Consider the following 19613-nt stretch of genomic DNA (forward strand, 5'->3'; position numbering starts at 1 on the left):
CAATTGTGCGGAACCCGTTTTTATTTGCAATCTTCCAGCATCTTGCGCAGGTAATCAGCAGCCCTGCGGCCTTTGAGGGCGCGGCCCCAAAGCTCGGTAATCATCTGCTGATGCAACTCAAGTGCTTCAGGAGCCGATGTTAACATGCCCACCCCCAATCGTACATTGGGAAAATGACATAACTTGTAAGGACTGAGACAAAGTGTGGATCGCTCGGACTGACGAAAAATCTGAAAATGTGTGCTGGGCACAGAATCAATCAGGACTCCGATTTGGACCCCGATGGGCTGCTCTTCGAGTAGAGTAATTACATTTTCCACTTCACGCCGCGCAACTTCGCGCCGCTCCTGCAAAACATCTTCAGGCAAATCAAACGTACCTACAAAACCGCTACGCAGGAACTGCTCAAGATTCGTGGCAGAAGCCAGATTAACCATACTCGGCCTACGCTGCCGGTAGCCCTTTTTACGTTCCTGTAATACAGAAAGAATTTCAGAAATATGGTTTAAAATTTCAGGATCATTCTGCAATTCTTCCGGCAATCCTTCCTTAATGGAAATCTCCAAATATTTATCGAAATCATCAGTCGTCAACAAATAGGAAACCAGCCCGAACATAACTGAAAGCTGCTCCGACTCCGCTTCATTCTGGCGCATGCGCTCAAAGAAACTAATCGCAGAAGAAATATATTCTACGCCGACTCCCATCAAAGAAGGAAGTGAAACACCCAGAAGCTCGGCAATAGCCTCAAGGGTTTCCAACTTAGGTGGGTCCCCTTTTTCATAGCGGTACAAAGCCGCCCTTGAAATCCCTATCTTGGCTGCAATCTCTTCAGTGCTGTACTTACTACCAAGCCTGAATGCCTTCAGACGGTATCCTATTTCCTTGGGACTTAGTTCATTCATCGGCCCATCTCCATGAGAGCTTAAATTCAACTTTCAAACATATAATATAGAAACAACTTCACCCACAGAAAATCTAGCTTGTCATAATTGTTATCAATTGTGACTCAAAATCTCATTTTTGTGAACATTTTTTTGAATTGTTTCAAAAATGAGATTTTTATTGACAAAAATCTTTTTTTTGATTCAAATTCATCCAATCAAATCATAACTGCAAGCAGATACGAATTTGCTTTAAATTCATTTTGCGGGCTGTTAAGTTTGCCATCAAACCCGATTGCCAGTCGGGAAACTGCCGGACAGCAAAGTTCCGGCTCGACTTGATCATGTGAAACTGCCCAGCAATTTCACTTACACACTTTCAGGAGGCTTCCAGAATGAAATTTTTCGGACGAATTGTTACAGTAGCTCTGGCTTTGTGCATGGTTATGGGTGGAGTTATTTCCGCCAATGCTGCCAAATACGAAGCCCGCATCGGTCACCTTGAATCCCCCCTTCAGCCCCGCCATCAGGGTCTGGAAAAAGTTGCCAAGCTCGTTAAAGAGCGTACCGGCGGCGAAGTCGAATTCAAAATTTTCCCCTCTTCCCAGCTCGGCAACCAGCGTCAGATGAACGAAGGCGTTCAGTTCGGAACCATTGAAGGAACTGTTTCTGCCGCAGCTTTCCTCGGCGGATTCAACCCTGCTGTTTCCATTATGGACATTCCCTTCCTACTTCCTGTTGACCGCGTAAAAGCTCAGGAACTGCGTCAGGGGAAATTCGGTAAAGCACTGCTCAAATCCTTTGATTCCAAAGGCTTCAAAGCAATAGCAACCTGGCCCAATGGTCGTAAAAACTTCACCTCCAACAAGCCTATCTCCACCATCGCAGATTTCAAAGGCCAGTCCTTCCGCGTAATGGATTCCAAAATCCTCATCGAGCAGTTTGCAGCTATCGGCGCTTCCGCCATCGCCCTGCCTTTCGGTGAACTCTACACCGCATTGCAGAACGGCGTTGTAGACGGCGAAGAGAACCCCCTTGATACCATTCAGCGCATGAAATTCTACGAAGTACAGAAATATCTCGTAACTTCCGAACACGGCGCAATGGAAGACTATGTTCTCTTTAACCCCTCCTACTGGGAATCCCTGCCTGAGAAATACCAGAAAATCATTGTGGATGCTTTTATAGAAGTAATGCCCGGTGTTGAAGCTCACAAAGAGCAGGCTCAGAAAGACGCACTCGCTGTTATCGAAAAAGCTGGTGTAAAAGTATCTCCTCTACATGCTGCCGACCGCGCTGCCATGCGTAAGCTCATGTACCCCAGAACCAGTGCGGCTTACCTTGCCCGCGCAGGTGTTGCAGGTCAGAAACTGATCAAGCTTTACGAAGAAGAATACGCACGTATTATGAAATAGTTAGAAGTTAATTCAAGGCAGGAGAGGAATATCCTCTCCTGCTTTTTGTTGAGAATATCAAAAGATGAGAATTTGGTGAGAAATTCACCTAAAAATAAATTTATTTTTAGGTTGTTACACCAGGAGTTTTTCAGATGCGTAAGTTGCTTGGTTCCCTGCTGGACGGGATACGGATAATCGAGAGAATACTGATCATTTCCATCAATCTGATCATGGTCGGCCTGTACACATTCAATGTTCTGGTCCGGGAAACAATGCCCCAGTACTCCAGTACTTTCGCATGGATAGATGAAGCCACAAGACTGCTTATGGTCTGGGCAGTTTTCCTCGCCCTCGGACTTGCCCTTGAACGGGGCCGTCAGGTGGCAGTTACCACACTTTTCGAAAAAATGCCCGACCTGCCCCGCAAGGTGGTAGGCACCCTGATCAACCTTACCGGAGCTGTCTTCAGTATCTATCTGGTCTGGCTGGGTATCGCCCTTGTAAAATTCGTCATGCGCACCGGACAGCTCAGCCCCACTCTGGGCCTGCCCATGTACTGGCTCTACATCGCACCTACTGTCGGCTTCGGACTGCTGGCCCTGCGCTACCTGCTCGAACTCCTTAGCATCAACGACCGCCACACCCGGCCCATCGTCACTGTGACCAAGTAATAAAGGTAGCTGAACATGACTCCCGTAATTATCCTCATCGCCCTTTTGATGCTCGTCTGCGGTTTTGAAATGCTGCTGGTGCTCGGCGTGCCCGCATTCCTGACCAAGACCTTCATGTTTCCCCGTATTCCCGATCCAGTGCTGATTCAAAAACTGGTCGGCGGAATCAACTTTTCCACCCTGCTGGCAATTCCTTTTTTCATCTTTGCCGCAGAACTCATGGCTTCTGGACAGATTGCCAAACGCTTAACCGACCTGATCAAACACTTCACCGGGCATCGTCTCGGCGGCATCGGCCATACCACAATTTTCGGTTCCATGGCTTTCGGTTCCGTTTCCGGCTCTGCGCCGGCAACTGTGGCTGCCATGGGTAAACTAATGTACCCGGAACTGCGCAAAACCGGATTCAGCGAGAAATTCAGCCTCGGCCTGATCATTTCCAGTGCTGAAACCGCCCTGCTCATTCCGCCCTCCATCACCCTGATCATCTACGGCTGGATGACCGGGACTTCAATCACCGGGCTGTTCATCGGCGGACTCGGTGTCGGTATGGCTCTCGGTCTTGCTTTTGCCGGGCTGGTCATCTTCGAATCCCTGCGCAAAGGCGTAGGCCGTGGAGAAAAAAGCACCGTACCTTTTCTGAGTGTTTTCAGGTCCGCTGCATGGGCACTGGGACTTCCGGTTATCATTCTCGGCGGTATTTATTCCGGCCTGTTCACTCCCACAGAAGCAGCTGCTGTATCCGTTGTCTATGCTATCCTTATTGAAGCATTCGTATACAAGAACCTGTCCTTTTCCCGACTGATCAGCATTACCGAACGGGCTGCAATATCCACCACAATCATTTTTATCCTGCTGGCCATGGGGAGTGTACTTTCCTACTTTGTCACTCTTGCTCAGGTTCCGGTACTGATCACAGATTTTCTCACTCAAATTGATGCCGGACCGATCACCTTCCTGATGATCGTCAACATCGCATTTTTTATTGCCGGAATGTTCATCGATCCCAACTCAGCTCTGCTGATCCTGGTTCCGCCTCTTTATCCGGTGGCACTTTCAATGGGTGTTGACCCTATCCACTTTGGTCAAATCGTCTGCCTGAACATCTGCATCGGCATGATCACCCCGCCCTTCGGGCTGGATATTTTCGTTGCCTCTTCCACTCTGGAAAAGCCGGTCATGTCCATTATCAACGGAGTCTGGCCGTTTCTGTTCATTAATATTCTGGTCCTTATTCTGGTCACCTATGTTCCCGGTCTGGCAACCTTTCTGCCAAGCCTCATTGCCCCTTAAAAAAGGCAGGTTATCATTATGAACGCAATGACCAACAATATGGGTGCAACTGGCAGCAACAGCCCGCATCCGGTTCCCCAGACCCCGGCCTCCCTTGAGCATCTGACTGCCGAGGCGGAAAAGCTATTTGCCGATCTGGAAGAACTATCCCGTGATGTGGCCGGGGTATCCCGCCCATCATACGGAGAAGCGGAAACACGGGCTTTTGAACTGATCGAAAATTTCGCTCACGAGGAAGGCTTGACCACCTACCGTGACAATGCCGCAAACCTTGTCATCGAACTTGAAAAAACTCCTGCTGACGCCGACTACATCCTCATCGGTTCGCACCTTGATTCCGTCCCCCAAGGCGGAAATTATGATGGGGCCGCCGGAGTCATCGCCGGACTGCTTTGCCTTGTCGAGATGAAACGCAGCGGTAAAACTCCTGAAATTCCGGTAAAGGTCATCGCCCTGCGCGGTGAAGAAAGCGCGTGGTTCGGTGCCTGTTACCTCGGTTCCAAGGCTCTGCTCGGTAAACTGGAAGAATCCGAACAGGAACTTCTTCAGCGTGATGACAGCCGTCCGCTCAAAGAGCACATGACCGATTGCGGCGCGGATGTTGAGCGCATTGCCAAGGGTGAAATGCTCATTGATACTAAAAAGATCAAAGCCTTCTTTGAACTGCACATTGAGCAGGGTCCGGTCATGATTGCCCGCAATCTGCCCGTTGCCGCTGTAACCGGAATCCGGGGCAACATCCGCCACCGCAAGATCAAATGCATCGGTGAGGCGGGCCATTCAGGTGCTGTCCCCCGCTGGCTGCGCAAAGATGCGGTTTTCGCCACCTCGGAACTAATTACCCGGATTGACGACCACTGGACCACCATCCTGCAACATGGTGGCGATCTGGTGGCAACCTGTGGTATACTCTGTACCGATCCGCAGCATCATGCCATGTCGCGTATTCCCGGTGAGGTAACTTTCAGCTTCGAAGCCCGCAGCCAGTATGAACATACCCTTGCAGCCATAGAAGCCCTGCTCCACTCTGAGTGCGCCACCATCACCCATGAACGCAGGGTAAATTTTGAATTTGATAAACCGGTCAAGACTCCCCCGGCAGTTATTGATCAGGAAATTGTGGATCGCATAAACAATGCTTGCATTGCAGAAGGGTTACCTGTAGAAGCTATTCCAAGTGGAGCTGGGCACGATGCCTCGCTCTTCGCCAACGCGGGTGTTTCCACAGGCATGATTTTCGTGCGTAACCGCAACGGCTCCCACAACCCGGAAGAGGAAATGGACATGGAAGATTTCATCCGGGGCCTTTCAGTACTGCATCGCACAATCACGGAGTTCAGCATATGAACAACGAAATAACAATCATAAGACCTGATGATTGGCATCTTCACCTGCGCGACGGTGATATGCTTGCGGCAGTGCTTCCTTCCAGTGCAAAAATTTACGGACGGGCCATTGTCATGCCCAATCTGGTGGTTCCCGTAACCACTGCCAGACTTGCCGAAGAGTACCGCAAACGCATCATTGCAGTAAGACCCGAAGGTTCACACTTTGAACCTCTCATGACCTGCTACCTGACCGACTCCACCTCAGCGGATGAAATTCACACCGCTTACGCAGTCAAGGCATTTCATGCGGTTAAACTTTTCCCCGCCGGAGCGACCACCAATTCCGATAACGGCGTAACCGACATTAAAAATGTCTACCCCGTACTTGAAGCCATGCAGGAAATCGGCATGCCACTTTCCGTTCACGGCGAAGTGACCGACCCGGAAGTGGACGTCTTTGACCGGGAAGCAGTCTTCATCGAACGTGTGCTTGATCCGGTTCGCAAAGATTTCCCCGAACTTAAAATTGTATTCGAACACCTGACCAGCAAGGCCGGGGTCGATTACGTTTTTGAGCAGGATGAAAACATGGCTGCCACCATCACTCCGCATCATCTGCTGTTGACTCGCAATGATCTATTCAAGGGCGGCATGAATCCCTACATGTACTGCCTGCCGGTAGCCAAAACATTTGAAGACCGCGAGGCTGTGCGCAATGCAGCTGTTTCCGGTGATGAAAGATTTTTCCTCGGCACTGATTCTGCCCCTCATCCGGCCCGAGCCAAAGAAAAAGCCGGGGCTGCGGCGGGTATTTTCAATGCCCCCACATCAATAGGATATGTAACCCAGGTGTTTGATGAGCTTTCCGCTCTAGACAAACTCGAAGGTTTTACTTCCATATACGGTGCCAGATTTTACGGGTTTTCTCCCAATGGCAGCACTATTTCTTTAGCCAAACGAGAAGAACCCGTTGAAATAGACTGGCAGATTAAAGTCGGAGGCGATGTCGTAAAGATATTCAAACCCGACACCCCCCTTTATTGGGATTTGGTTGATTGACAGAGGCTGAACCGTTATATTTCGGTTCAGCTTTTTTTTCGCGATACAAATAACACAAGGAGAAAAAATGGTTCCTACCAGCTTTCCCGACAAAGAGACAATCGCTGAAATCACAGCGAAAATGCTCATCGAAGTAGAAGCAGTTCACTTCCGTGCAGATGAGCCTTTCAAATTCACCTCCGGCTGGGCCAGCCCGGTTTACATTGATTGCCGCAAGCTCATTTCCTTCCCCCGCGTACGCCAGACCCTGATGGATTTCGGTGCTTCCGTAATCCTGCGCGAAGTCGGTTTTGAATCCATCGATTGCGTTGCCGGTGGCGAAACCGCAGGTATCCCCTTTGCAGCATGGCTCTCCGATCGCCTCATGCTGCCCATGCAGTACGTACGCAAAAAACCCAAAGGATTCGGCCGTGACGCTCAGATCGAAGGCGATTTCGCTGAAGGTTCCAAAGTCCTGCTGGTTGAAGACCTGACCACCGACGGCCGCAGCAAGATTAACTTTGCTCAGGCTCTGCGCAAAGCCGGTGCTGAAGTAACCCACACCTTCGTACTCTTCCACTACGGCATCTTCCCCAAAGCAAAGGAAACCCTTGCTGATGCAGGCCTCGAAATGCTTTCTCTCGCAAACTGGTGGGATATCCTCAATGTTGCCAAGAAAGAAAAGTACTTCGATTCCAAATCTCTGGATGAAGTTGAAAAATTCCTGAACAACCCCGTTGACTGGTCCGCCGCACACGGTGGTATTTCTACTTATCCTGAATAAGCTATTTAATGAAAATGGGGGATATGATATCCCCCATTTTCATATTTAAAACCGATCCATTCCATCCAACTCTTCAGCAGAAGCTAATGCTTTAGGCTCTGCAAAACTTTGGACGCTTGAATCACACTTGAAGTAGCCCATCATACGGCGTAAACTTTCAGCCTGACCGGCCAGTTCCTGTGAAGTCGCTGAAACTTCTTCAGCAGCCGAAGCAGAAGACTGGGTTGCCACTTCTACTTGTGAAACAGCTGATCCAATCTGCTTGATAGCTTCACCCTGCTCCGCACAGGTCGCATTAATTTCCCCTACCAGCTCAGAAGTCTTGCCGATTTCCGGGACCAGTTCATTCAGCATCTTAACAGCCCTGTCAGCAACATTCAGGGTATTCGTCGAAAGCTCGCTGATTTCCCCGGCTGCCACCCCACTGCGTTCTGCCAGTTTCCGAACCTCTGCGGCAACTACGGCAAATCCCTTGCCATGCTCCCCTGCTCTTGCAGCCTCAATAGCAGCATTAAGGGCCAGCAAATTGGTCTGCCGGGCAATGTCTTCAATGATAGTAATCTTCTCGGCAATATCCTTCATGGCACCGACAGCACCGGCAACCACCTCCCCGCTCTCACCCGCCTTGGAAGATGCATTATTCGCTATACGAGCCGTCTCCTCTGAATTCCGTACATTCTTTTCAATAGAAGTTGTAACAGAATTAATGGATGCGGAGAGTTCTTCCACACTGGCTGCCTGCTCAGATGTCCCCTGAGACATGGATTCAGAAGTTGAAGCCAGCTCTTCACTCCCTGATGCAATATTTGATACAGCCGAGTTTACTCCGCCAACAACATCACGCAACCTGTATATCATATCACCCATGGCATTAAGCATAACCCCGGTTTCATCTTGATTTGTTGATTCAACATCATGATTAAGGTCTCCATCCGCCATTTTCTTAACCGTATTTTCTGCCGTGCATAACGGACGGACAATAGAATTCGTCACTAGCAATGAAACGATAATACCAAGAAACAAAGCAGCCCCGCCAATACCCATAGCTGTTTTTGAAAACAGTCCGGCTTCTGCATTAAGAGTAACTGTACGCTGCCCCATACGTTCTTCTGCCAAATCATGTATTTTCACCAATTCTGGTTCGATAGCATGAACAGCAGCCCGCATTTCACTATTCTGCTTGGCAATTTTCTGATTCTCATCCACAAGAGACCGGAATGAAGCACGGTAAATATCAATACATTTTTCAATTTCAGCCCTATTCCCCGCCGGAACCGCTGACTCTGAAAAAGCTGTACTTAACTTTTCGAGTCCCGCAAGAGTTTTCTTCACATATTTATCGCTTCCCCGAAGCAGATAATCCTTTTCAGCCCTACGCACAGCAAGAACCGAAGCTTCAACACGCGGAACAAATACCGACTTCAAAGCCTTCTCCATCTTCCCGGCAGAGGTCCTGGCTTTAAGGTACAATGAAGACTGAAGATCAGCAGGAACTCCCTGCATAATCCGTTTCATTGCCCGCCCGTAAACTTTGAGCTCCGCAAGCTGAATATTCTTAGCCTGTTCCATACACCCGCTTTCGCTGACATCCTTTTCATAAGCCTTCAGTTCAGCCAGAAACCTGTCACGGTATTTCGGACTTTTTGTTCTGATAAAATCCTTTTCATACCTGCGCATCTGCAACCAGTGCATATACAGATTATCCACCGCAAACGCCGGGACACGGTCCATAATCATATGGGCAGCTTTTCTGAATTCACCTTGCAAACCTTCTTTGGGTGACAAACCTTTGACTACATAGCTTTCCGTAATAGCCTTAAATGTATCTTGGTATTTTTGAGCATCGTTTATAATCGTTTCGGCAAGCTGCCTTATTACTGTCAGCCCTGACTTTAACCCTGTTTCAGAGATACTGCCCATAGCCGTAATAATTTCTGACACTTTCTTTTCAACACGAGGAGGATATTTCATATCTTTCCTGAGCATAAAATCCTTTTCAGCCCTACGGGCTTCCAACATGGCAATCTCTGCTTGCTGAACCTGCATTGAGATATAAACCTCTTCACTGAGCACATGCGTATAGCCATCCCCTGTTTCGCTCAACGCAAACTGGTACATACCCAACGCAGAAGCACATAAACTGAGAACAATGATGATATTACCTAAAAATTTGGTCTTAATTTTCAGATTGCCCAATAAATTCATACAACCTCCCGCTCCGCCAGAGAACTTCTCAGAAAATTACAAATCTTACGCAGACACCGCCATTAGTCGTCAAATCACATCGTAACAGAAATGTAACATACGAATATATATTTTTACTAATCAAAAAAAATACCCCCCGCACTTTTGAGCACGAGGGGTAAAAACTTCAATTAAACTTGATAATTTAGAACGTCTGCTTAAACAGATCCTCACTGGAACCGGCCCCACCGGAATCACCGTCCTCACCAGAACCGGATGCGGTTCTAGTAGGCTGAGTGCCCTCTTTGAACGGCAGGAAGTAGATTTCCTTGGAGTTCGGCCCGGCAAGCAAGCCGGAAGCTGCATCAATCTTGGCCATGACCACACCTTCGGGCTGTGGGAAATCCTCATAGGGATAATCCTTCTCCACCTTCTTGCGGTAAGCAACCCATAGCGGACTGGCCGCGCGGGAGCCTGTTTCCCATTTACCCATGGGAGTCAACTGGTCAAAACCGACAAATACCCCGGTAACAAGGTATGGAGAATATCCCATATACCATGCATCCTGCTCGTTGTTGGTAGTTCCGGTCTTGCCCGCAACAGGACGACGAAGCACCTTAGCTCTCCAGCCGGTACCATGCTGCACAACCTCCTTCATCAGGTTACACATGATGTAAGCTGTCTGCGGGCTGATGGCATCAGTAATTTCCGGTTTTGAATCATAAAGAAGTTCGCCCCATGCACTATTCACCGAAAGTACCAGACGGGCTTTAACCCGTGATCCGCCCCGTGCAAAGGTTGAATAAGCTTCAACCATATTCAGCAGAGTTACAGACCCGGAACCAAGTGCCACAGAAAGATCTCTGGGGAAATTTGCTTCAAGGCCCATGTCTTTGGCACGCTGGATGATTTTATCGATGCTCATCTTACGGGCCAATCTGATGGTTACGAGGTTTCTGGACTTTACCAGAGCCGTGCGCAGCAAGGTCGGACCGTAGAAAACACCCTCAAAGTTCTGAGGTTTCCAAAGCTTGCCAGCTTCCATATCAGTATAAACAAACGGAGCGTCCATCATGATAGAAGCCGGGGTAAACCCGTTGTCCATGGCTGTAGAATATACAATGGGCTTAAAAGCTGAACCGGGCTGGCGTTTAGCCTGAGTTGCGCGGTTGAACTGGCTGCCCTGGGTTCCGCTGAAGGTATATCCACCGACCATAGCCAAAACATCACCTGTCTTGGGATCCATGGAAACAAGCGCGCCCTGTACAACAGGTTTCTGCATGAGTGAAACCTGCCAGCTGACATCACCAAGAGTATCGGTATCAGGATCTACCTGATTAAAATTAACTTCGCTGCCGTCCTTAAAAAAGGCCTTATCGAGTCTTGCCCAGACCACATCACCCTTCTTGAGGATCTTGGTGGCATCTTTCTTGGGACGGACATCTTCAGGTGCTTTTTTCACATCCGGGGTACGGCACCATTTCATGCTCGTAACCGGCATGGAGGCCGCATATTTTCCAAACTTAACCGCAGCTTCCTTCTTGGAAACCTTGGTAACAAGCACCTTGACCCATTTTCCGGGGCGAAGGTCCGGTTCAGGAATAATTTCAGAAGCAAGGAATCCCGCATATTCCGCAGGCTTCAGCTCCAGCAGCGGCCCTCTCCAGCCACGACGTCTGGTGGATGCTTCAAGTCCTTTTTTAACAGCCTGATCCGCAGCATCCTGATGCTTGATATCACAGGAAGCGTATACGTTGAGACCGCCTTTATAGACGGTTTCCTCACCATATTTATCGATCAGCCAACGGCGCACTTCCTCAAGAAAATAAGGGCCGTGTTTCCATGAAGGATCTTCCATGCTCTTGTATACAAGAGGCTGTTCCACGGCTTTGTTGTACTCGTCACGGGAAATCCAGTTATGCTCATACATCTGGCCGAGTACATAAAGCTGACGCGCTTTCGCTCTTTCCGGGTGGCGTAGCGGATCATAACGGCTGGGTGCCTGCGGCAGTCCGGCAAGGAGTGCACATTCGGCAATGGAAAGTTCATTAACATGCTTGCCAAAATAGGTACGCGCAGCAGCTTCGACACCGTAGGCACCTGCGCCAAGATAAATCTGGTTCAGGTAAATGGTCAGGATTTCATCTTTTTCAAGATAATGCTCCAGACGGAAAGCAAGAATAGCTTCCTTAAGCTTACGCTTATAGCTTTTTTCCGGAGTCAGCAGCAGACGTTTGATGATCTGCTGGGTAATGGTACTACCACCCTGAGTTTTGGCACCGCTTTTCATGTTGGCAACAAATGCACGGGAGATGGCGGTAAAATCAACACCGTCATGCTGATAAAAGGAAGCATCTTCAGCCGCCAGAAAAGCCTTGGGCAGCAGCGGGGTCATCTCGTCCATGCGGACCAGAAAACGCTTTTCCTTGTAGAAATATCCGAGAACCTTGTGGTTGCGGGAATAAACAGTAGTAACAAGCGGCGGATTATAGTCGGTAATATTTTTGAATCCGGGCAGATCGCTGGATGCCCAAAAATAAAGACCGGCCATGGACCCGACGCCGAGGATTCCCATCACCAATGTAACTATCAGTAATATTTTATATACTTTTTTCATCTATGATTCTCATCAATCATCTGCATGGGGAACAAATCCCCAAGCGATTCTCAGCCTACTATGCATTTCGCGCACTTCGGCCTGCGTAACTCCAAGAGCTTTGAACAACTTTCCCGGAGTCTTGTTTTCATGCTGTGCAAGACAGTTTTCAACCTCAAGAAGCGTAATCCTGCCATTCTCATCTGTCCAAAAAGGAAAAAGCCGGCAATAGAGCGGCCGGGCTTCCTTGGGAAGCACACACCCTTCATTACCAAGAAACAAACATTTTCCGCCGGAATCAACTTCCAGCCGATAATGGGTTCCGCCGGGAGGAAAAAGTTTTTTTACAGTCCTACGTTGTCCCGGAAACAGTCTGAGCATGTTCTCAATAAAAACCGAAGTATTCAGCTGAAGAGCAAAACCACCGGAATCGGGAACGCATTCCATAATGCGCTCCCGTTCATATTCAGAAACAGGAAAACAGACTTCCTCAGTACCCGGAGTAAGTTCACAACATGTCGGCCCCTTGGCACCGCATCTGGCACAAACAAAAGGATCGTTCATGATAATCAAAAACTCCCGGTTCTTTTATTACTCATCCTCAAAGCACATTTTCCCGTATCCCTTACAGGGAGGAATGGGATAATCACCGTTAAAGCAGGCAAGGCAGTAAGAATCTTTTTCTTCCACTGAACTGAGCAGACCGTCGATGGACAGGTAGTGCAGAGAATCAAGGCCCAAGAAACGTGCGATTTCTTCTTCAGTGCTGTTGGCGGCAATAAGTTCGCCCTTGGATGAAAAATCGATACCGTAATAACATGGGTTACGTATAGGGGGACAACTTACCCGCATATGAATTTCACGAGCACCAAGTTCACGAAGTTTTTTAACTCTGGTCCGGGTGGTGGTTCCACGTACGATGGAATCTTCCACAATCAGGATCTTCTTGCCCTTGATCATGGATTTTACCGGATTTAGCTTCACCCTTACGCTGAAGTCGCGCATATCCTGTGAAGGCTGAATAAAAGTACGGCCAACGTAATGGTTACGGATCATGGCAAGTTCAAGCGGTAGACCTGATTCCTGAGAATAGCCTACTGCGGCATAGTTACCGGAATCAGGAAACGGCATAACAAAATCAGCATCTACAGGCTGCTCAGTAGCCAGAACCGCGCCCATTTTCTTGCGGCGCTCATAAACAACTTCACCGAACACGGTGGAGTCCGGACGGGCAAAATAAATCAATTCAAAAATACACTGACGCTTGGGAGCACTTTCGCAATAAGTATAGGAAGTGAGTTTACCGTCTTCCACAACTACCATCTCTCCGGCATTAACAGGACGAATTTCCTCAGCATCGATGAGATCGAAAGCACAAGTTTCAGAGGCAAAGACGTAGTTATCACCCACACGACCAATGGCAAGCGGCCTGAATCCGTTGGGATCTTTCACAGCGATGAGCTTATCATTTGCCATGATCAGCAGTGAAAATGCACCTTTGACCTTGCGACAGGCCTTCATTACCGCGTCTTCAATGGTATTACCATTAAGATTCTTGGCGATCAGATGAACAAAAACCTCGGAATCCATAGTGGTCTGAAAGATGGAGCCCTGTGCCTCGAGCTCTTTACGCAGCTCAAGAGTATTCACGAGGTTCCCGTTATGGGCAATTGCCAAATTCAAATCACCGAACTTGACGAGAAAAGGCTGAGCATTCCTGATCAGGGAAGCTCCGGTTGTGGAGTAACGAATATGCCCGATACCAATATCGCCTTTAAGTTCCTTCCCGAGATGGCGCTCGTTAAAGACATCGGCTACAAGCCCCATGCCCTTCTGTTCACGGATAGTTCCGCCATCCCAGGTCACGATCCCGGCAGATTCCTGCCCGCGATGCTGCATGGCGTAAAGGCCGAAATAGGTCATTCTTGCTGCTTCAGGGTGTCCGTAAATCCCAAACAGTCCGCAATATTCTTTTTTCATCTTTCCTGCTCTTGCTAAAAAAAGGAAAGGACCGGTGCGTGTGAAGCCCGGTCCGTTATTTCCAGTTTATAAGTCTTTTACATGTTGTGGTAGTGCTGTAAGCACTGCACATCAAGTCCTTTGCCGCGTTGCTCCTTAATTGCCAAACTCATGGCATGGGCTCCTGCGACAGTCGTTGTATATGCCAATCCGTGAAGTAAGGTGGTCTGCCTGATTTCCTTGGAGTCAGTGACCGTACTCTTATCGGATGGAGTGTTAATAAGTAAATCAATATCCCCATTCTTAATATAATCAACTACATGAGGACGTCCTTCATGAACTTTAAGAATCTTCTCGGTAATAATGCCCTTTTCGTTTAGAAAATCAGCAGTTCCACCGGTAGCCAGAATTTTAAAACCTAATTCATGAAAATTCTGAGCAGTGGGAATAATGGCATCCTTATCCCTATCCTTTACGGAAATGAAGACTGTTCCCTCAAGGGGAAGCTTCAGCCCTGCACCAAGTTGAGCTTTCATGAAAGCGAGACCAGGAGTGTAATCCATTCCCATAACCTCGCCGGTAGAACGCATTTCAGGTCCGAGCTTAACATCCACATTGGGAAACCTGTTAAAGGGGAATACCGCTTCTTTAACAGAGTAGAACCCTTCCTTACGCATGGACCAAGGGTCGAGATCCTTAAGCTTTTCACCAAGCATGACCTTTGTAGCCATCTTGGCAAGCTGGATACCGGTAGCCTTACTTACGAAAGGTACGGTACGGGAAGCACGGGGGTTTACTTCAATGATGTAAACATCACCATCTTTGACCGCGAACTGAATGTTCATCAGACCGACAATTTCCAGCTCTTCAGCAAGGGCCACAGTCTGACGTTCAATTTCTGCGACCAGCTCATCGCTCAAAGTATGCGGAGGAAGTACGCAAGCAGAATCACCGGAATGAATTCCAGCTTCCTCAATATGCTCCATCACTCCGGCAACATAGGTTTGGTCGCCGTCGGAAAGAGCATCAACATCCACCTCAACCGCATTCTCAAGAAACTTGTCGATGAGAATGGGGTGCTCAGGAGAAACAACCGCGGCTTCGCGGAAATAAGTATCAAATTCCTCGTCACTGTAAACAATGTCCATACCACGTCCACCAAGAACGTAAGAAGGACGTAGCACCAGAGGATATCCGAGACGCTCGGCAATTGCCTTAGCGTCATCAAGAGACATGGCGGTTCCATTCGGCGGCTGCTTGAGCTCTAGCTTCTGGAGCAGTGCCTGAAAACGCTCCCTGTCTTCTGCGCGGTCAATTGCGTCAGGAGAAGTTCCGAGAATGGGAACCCCAGCCTTAAGTAATGGAATAGCGAGGTTCAAAGGAGTCTGCCCGCCAAACTGGACAATGACGCCTTCAGGCTTTTCAAACTCAATGATGTTAAGCACATCTTCATAAGTAAGCGGCTCAAAATAGAGTCTGTCGGAGGTGTCATAGTCAGTGGAGACAGTTTCCGGGTTGGAGTTGACCATGATTGATTTCACGCCCATGTCTTCCAACGCGAATGCGGAGTGACAGCAGCAATAGTCAAACTCAATCCCCTGCCCGATCCTGTTGGGACCGCCGCCAAGGATCATGACCTTGCGTTCCTTCATGGATTCAGCTTCCTGACCTGACTCGTAAGTGGAGTAGAAATAAGGGGTGTAAGCCTCGAACTCCGCGGCACAGGTATCAACCAGATAGTAAGTAGGAATCAGGCCGAGATTTTTCCTGAATTCACGGACATTCTTTTCAGACTCACGCCACATGGTAGCCAGCTGTGGATCGGAATAACCGTATTCCTTGGCTTTCTTAAACATGGCCGCAACCCGTTCATCACCGGAATACAAACCGATCTCAAGGGAGAACTGTCTGAGTTCTTTTTCAAAAGTAACAAGATCTTCAAACTGATGCAGATACCAAGGATCAATCTTGGTGATGTCGAAAATTTCTTCAGGGGTCAGACCGGCAAGGAAAGCTTCCCGCAGGAAAAACATACGCTTGGAGTTAGGCTTGCGGATCAAACCGATCAACTCATCGCGGTCCATCTCAGCGGGCTCGAAAACCTTGCCGAAACCGGGCATACCAACTTCAAGTGACCGTAGACCTTTCTGCAAACATTCCTTAAAAGTTCTGCCGATTGCCATGGTCTCACCGACACTCTTCATGGCGGTGGTCAGATAATCCTCGGAACCGGGGAATTTTTCAAAAGTAAATCTTGGAATCTTGATTACGCAGTAGTCAATGGTCGGTTCAAAAGAAGCCATTGTCTCGCGAGTAATGTCGTTGGGAATCTCATCAAGAGTGTAACCAACCGCAAGCTTGGCTGCGATCTTGGCAATGGGGAATCCGGTCGCCTTGGAAGCCAATGCGGAAGAACGGGAAACACGGGGGTTCATCTCAATAATTGCAAGCTCACCATTCTCAGGGTTGATTGCAAACTGTACGTTGGAACCACCGGTTTCAACACCGATTTCACGCATGATGGCGAGGGACGCATCCCTTAACATCTGATATTCAACATCGGTCAAAGTCTGAGCAGGCGCAACAGTGATGGAATCACCGGTATGCACGCCCATGGGATCGATGTTTTCAATGGAACAGATGATTACGCAGTTGTCCTTGCGGTCACGCATGACCTCAAGCTCGTACTCTTTCCAGCCGAGAATGGACTCCTCAAGCATGACTTCGTTCTGAAGACTGGCAGATATACCCTGCATGGCGATATCTTCAAGGTCTTCCATATTGTAAGCCACACCGCCGCCGGTTCCACCAAGGGTGAATGCCGGACGGATGATGATAGGGAAATCAATTTCCTTACCGCAACGGCGCACATCATCAATGTTGCGGGCAATGCGGCTGGTGGGGACCTTAAGACCGATCTTCTCCATGGCAGCACGGAAAAGTTCACGGCTTTCAGCCTTTTCAATAACATCAACAGATGCACCGATAAGCTCTACACCGAATTTTTCAAGCACGCCCAGTTCTGCAACAGCAAGGGCGGTATTCAGCGCAGTCTGACCGCCCAAGGTGGGCAGCAGTGCATCCGGTCGTTCTTTTTCAATGATTTTGGCAATGGTGCCGGGTTCGATGGGTTCAATGTAGGTTCGATCCGCTAGAACGGGATCGGTCATGATGGTTGCGGGGTTTGAGTTGACGAGGATAACCTCGTAACCCTCTTCCTTAAGGGCTTTAAGGGCCTGTGTTCCGGAATAGTCAAACTCGCAGGCCTGACCAATGACGATCGGCCCGGAGCCGATAAGCATAATTTTTTTGATATCAGTGCGTTTAGGCATGAACTCCATCCAATAATGGTTTGAAATATTGGCTTTAGGACTTGTGAAGAGACAGAAAGTCATAAATCATTACTCGCAAATGAGCAAGCACAGAGTTGTCTACCTTATTTGTATGATAATCTCTTCACGCCATTGACAAAGAGCATAACTGACTTTAAATATCAATTGCAATGAACGTAATGGCAAACACAGCAAATGCAAGACCGCTCTCCAGCTACAAAGGCGGAATGTCGGTCAGAGTAACCGGATTTGAAGGTGGAAGGTGCTGCCGCAGCAGACTCCTTTCCATGGGAATAATTCCGGGCACTATCGTACATATTATCAATGGTAACGGTAGAATGAATATCCGTGTCCGCAGCTCTCAGTTTGCTATCGGACACGAAATGACCAACAAGATTATGGCCATCCCTGTTTGCGACTGCAACAAATGCAGTGCTTTTTAGTATACACGCAACTAAATTTTTCGCCAATTCAATCAAGAGGAATCAGTCATGGGTTCAGACGCAAAGTGGCAATCTCTTGAACTTCTCGCCAATGACCGCTCTTGGTGGTCACTCACAATTCTGGAAATGAAAAGGATTCATGACCAGAACAATGCATCCTACGGTGTATGGTCCAATACTCAGGACAGCGTAAACACCCTGAACTCCCTCAAGAATTACAAAGATTTCGTTGAACGCACAGAAGGCCGGGTAATCAATCTGGTCGTCAACGGTACGGACGTTCCTTACGACCTGCCCCCTAAAAAGACTAAAGCGTAATTAATTTCAACCGGCTTACTTTTATTTGCCTTCCCCCTGCTCTTCTGGCACTTTCCAGCCATGAGCAACACAAAATCCACAGAAGAAAGAATAGAAAGTCTTGAAAGCGCACTCGCGCTTCAGGATCAGACAATTGAAGAGTTGAATAAATTCATCATCGCCCAGCAGAAACAAATCGGCGATCTTGAAAAGAAACTTGAATTTATGGTCAGGCAGATAAAAGACCTCAAAGAAGCCGTGGACTACGCTTCACCGCAGGATGATGTTCCACCACCACATTACGGGCAGGTATAAACACAGTATACCTTTTTGAAACTCAACTTTTTTGAATTCTCCAGTCACGGACTTCGCCATGCAAAAAATTGACGTTCTCATTAATGCTCACGGCAAACCGTTTCAAACAGCACTATCCCTGCTCTCGTTGATGAAACATAGCGGACAGTGGATAGACCGCATCTGGTTTGTGCAGGACCGCCCGGAAGAAACAAAGGCTTTAGGAGCACAGTTTGTTCTGGATTTGCTGGACAATATAACCATTTATCAACCGTCAGACTGGCGTTGGATAAATCATATTGACGAAGATCTACTCACAGACGTAAATTACCGTCACTCAATCCGCTACCAGTATGGATGGGAGCACACTGACAAAGATTTTGTGCTGACTATCCACAATGATGTATATTTCACAGCGGACCCGGTAGAACTTCTCATAAATTCCATCGGAGACAATATTGCTGCCGGTAAAATTGGCTTGTGCATCCAGTGCCCTGCTTTTCATCATAAAAAATGCTCACCGGAAAATATCAGGATCATCGACCAACATTAAAAGAATTCATAATGCTGGCGAGCGACCCAAAAGGATATATTCCGACTGACGTATCAAACTAAATGGTTTGCCCCGGCCTGCGAACTAAACCGTGGCCTTTACCCTCATGCAGGGTAAATGAGTGGTGTGCTTTGCTCAACATGAAGAAAGCACGTCCGGCAACCGTTCCATACGGCCCGGCCCGCCCTTTCGGAGCCCACGTATTCGAAGGTGTCAAACGAGAATTGAAAGAAGGGGAAAAGTGGAACGAATTCGAAAACAATCTGGGAATAGTATACGACACGGCAATGGCCTGGTTTCGCGATGTTCACCATCAGGGACACACCTGCGCCTATCAGGATCTTTCGGGTGTCATGAAGCACTGGAAAGGACACAAAGCCCTATTTGACACTGATCTTTATTCGGCAAATGAAGAAATGGCTAAAAAAATTCTGGAACAAGAGTTTAAATTGCAATTCTCCACTTGATCCAGCTGCTGCAAATCAAACTATAATTATCATTGAACGAAGAAAGGCAGCCCGATCAGGACTGCCTTTCTTATTTGCTATAACAAAACACTT

General features: G+C 48.2%; 17 protein-coding genes. 11 read left to right on the plus strand and 6 right to left on the minus strand.

Annotated features, from left to right (window positions below; all coding sequences use genetic code 11):
- Window positions 1-20 precede the first annotated feature (20 nt).
- Complete coding sequence (locus tag FMS18_RS13275) at window positions 21-905, minus strand: helix-turn-helix domain-containing protein (protein WP_163295155.1); 885 nt, start codon at window positions 903-905, stop codon at window positions 21-23.
- 374 nt (window positions 906-1279) lie between these two features.
- On the opposite strand from FMS18_RS13275, the gene FMS18_RS13280 reads away from it, so the two are divergent.
- From FMS18_RS13280 to FMS18_RS13305, 6 genes are all read left to right on the plus strand, one after another.
- Window positions 1280-2299 (plus strand): TRAP transporter substrate-binding protein, encoded by a 1020-nt coding sequence (locus tag FMS18_RS13280; RefSeq protein WP_163295156.1) that lies wholly within the window; start codon window positions 1280-1282, stop codon window positions 2297-2299.
- Between the two features lie 134 nt (window positions 2300-2433).
- Window positions 2434-2952: a TRAP transporter small permease gene (locus FMS18_RS13285; RefSeq protein WP_163295157.1), complete on the plus strand. Its 519-nt coding sequence runs from the start codon at window positions 2434-2436 to the stop codon at window positions 2950-2952.
- Between the two features lie 15 nt (window positions 2953-2967).
- Window positions 2968-4245 carry a TRAP transporter large permease gene (locus FMS18_RS13290; protein WP_163295158.1) on the plus strand — a complete coding sequence of 426 codons (1278 nt, stop codon included), beginning with the start codon at window positions 2968-2970 and terminating at the stop codon, window positions 4243-4245.
- Window positions 4246-4263: 18 nt separating this feature from the next.
- On the plus strand, window positions 4264-5592 hold the full coding sequence (locus tag FMS18_RS13295) for a Zn-dependent hydrolase (RefSeq protein ID WP_203544633.1): 1329 nt from the start codon (window positions 4264-4266) through the stop codon (window positions 5590-5592).
- A complete protein-coding gene (gene pyrC / locus FMS18_RS13300; protein WP_163295159.1) occupies window positions 5589-6632 on the plus strand; it encodes a dihydroorotase in 1044 nt (347 codons plus the stop codon). The genes FMS18_RS13295 and pyrC overlap by 4 nt, the downstream gene beginning before the upstream one ends.
- Window positions 6633-6699: 67 nt before the next feature.
- Window positions 6700-7395, plus strand: a complete 696-nt coding sequence (locus tag FMS18_RS13305) for an orotate phosphoribosyltransferase (RefSeq protein ID WP_163295160.1) — start codon at window positions 6700-6702, stop codon at window positions 7393-7395.
- Window positions 7396-7440: 45 nt separating this feature from the next.
- Here the strand turns inward: FMS18_RS13305 and FMS18_RS13310 are convergent, their stop codons facing one another.
- The 5 genes from FMS18_RS13310 to carB all read right to left on the minus strand — a co-directional run bounded on the left by FMS18_RS13310 (window position 7441) and on the right by carB (window position 17466).
- Window positions 7441-9600 carry a methyl-accepting chemotaxis protein gene (locus tag FMS18_RS13310; RefSeq protein WP_163295161.1) on the minus strand — a complete coding sequence of 720 codons (2160 nt, stop codon included), beginning with the start codon at window positions 9598-9600 and terminating at the stop codon, window positions 7441-7443.
- Window positions 9601-9784: 184 nt separating this feature from the next.
- The gene (locus FMS18_RS13315; RefSeq protein ID WP_163295162.1) at window positions 9785-12196 is read right to left on the minus strand and encodes a penicillin-binding protein 1A; all 2412 of its coding nucleotides are present in this window, start codon (window positions 12194-12196) and stop codon (window positions 9785-9787) included.
- A 12-nt stretch (window positions 12197-12208) separates the two neighbouring features.
- A complete protein-coding gene (locus FMS18_RS13320) occupies window positions 12209-12739 on the minus strand; it encodes a YkgJ family cysteine cluster protein (RefSeq protein WP_163295163.1) in 531 nt (176 codons plus the stop codon).
- 27 nt (window positions 12740-12766) lie between these two features.
- Entirely contained in the window at window positions 12767-14155 is a 1389-nt protein-coding gene (purF, locus tag FMS18_RS13325; RefSeq protein ID WP_163295164.1) for an amidophosphoribosyltransferase, read from the minus strand.
- Window positions 14156-14232: 77 nt separating this feature from the next.
- Window positions 14233-17466, minus strand: a complete 3234-nt coding sequence (gene carB, locus FMS18_RS13330; protein WP_163295165.1) for a carbamoyl-phosphate synthase large subunit — start codon at window positions 17464-17466, stop codon at window positions 14233-14235.
- 179 nt (window positions 17467-17645) lie between these two features.
- Between carB and FMS18_RS13335 the strand changes: the two genes are divergently transcribed.
- The 5 genes from FMS18_RS13335 (at window position 17646) to FMS18_RS13355 (ending at window position 19520) form a co-directional block, all read left to right on the plus strand.
- The gene (locus FMS18_RS13335; RefSeq protein WP_239061037.1) at window positions 17646-17909 is read left to right on the plus strand and encodes a FeoA domain-containing protein; all 264 of its coding nucleotides are present in this window, start codon (window positions 17646-17648) and stop codon (window positions 17907-17909) included.
- Between the two features lie 48 nt (window positions 17910-17957).
- Entirely contained in the window at window positions 17958-18227 is a 270-nt protein-coding gene (locus FMS18_RS13340; protein ID WP_163295167.1) for a hypothetical protein, read from the plus strand.
- Window positions 18228-18287: 60 nt separating this feature from the next.
- Window positions 18288-18521, plus strand: a complete 234-nt coding sequence (locus tag FMS18_RS13345) for a SlyX family protein (protein ID WP_163295168.1) — start codon at window positions 18288-18290, stop codon at window positions 18519-18521.
- Between the two features lie 58 nt (window positions 18522-18579).
- Window positions 18580-19053: a hypothetical protein gene (locus tag FMS18_RS13350; protein ID WP_163295169.1), complete on the plus strand. Its 474-nt coding sequence runs from the start codon at window positions 18580-18582 to the stop codon at window positions 19051-19053.
- Between the two features lie 140 nt (window positions 19054-19193).
- Window positions 19194-19520, plus strand: coding sequence for a hypothetical protein (locus FMS18_RS13355; RefSeq protein WP_163295170.1), 327 nt, complete (start codon window positions 19194-19196; stop codon window positions 19518-19520).
- The last annotated feature ends 93 nt before the right edge of the window (window positions 19521-19613 follow it).

It is taken from the genome of Desulfovibrio sp. JC022 (assembly GCF_010470665.1).
Classification (GTDB): domain Bacteria; phylum Desulfobacterota; class Desulfovibrionia; order Desulfovibrionales; family Desulfovibrionaceae; genus Maridesulfovibrio.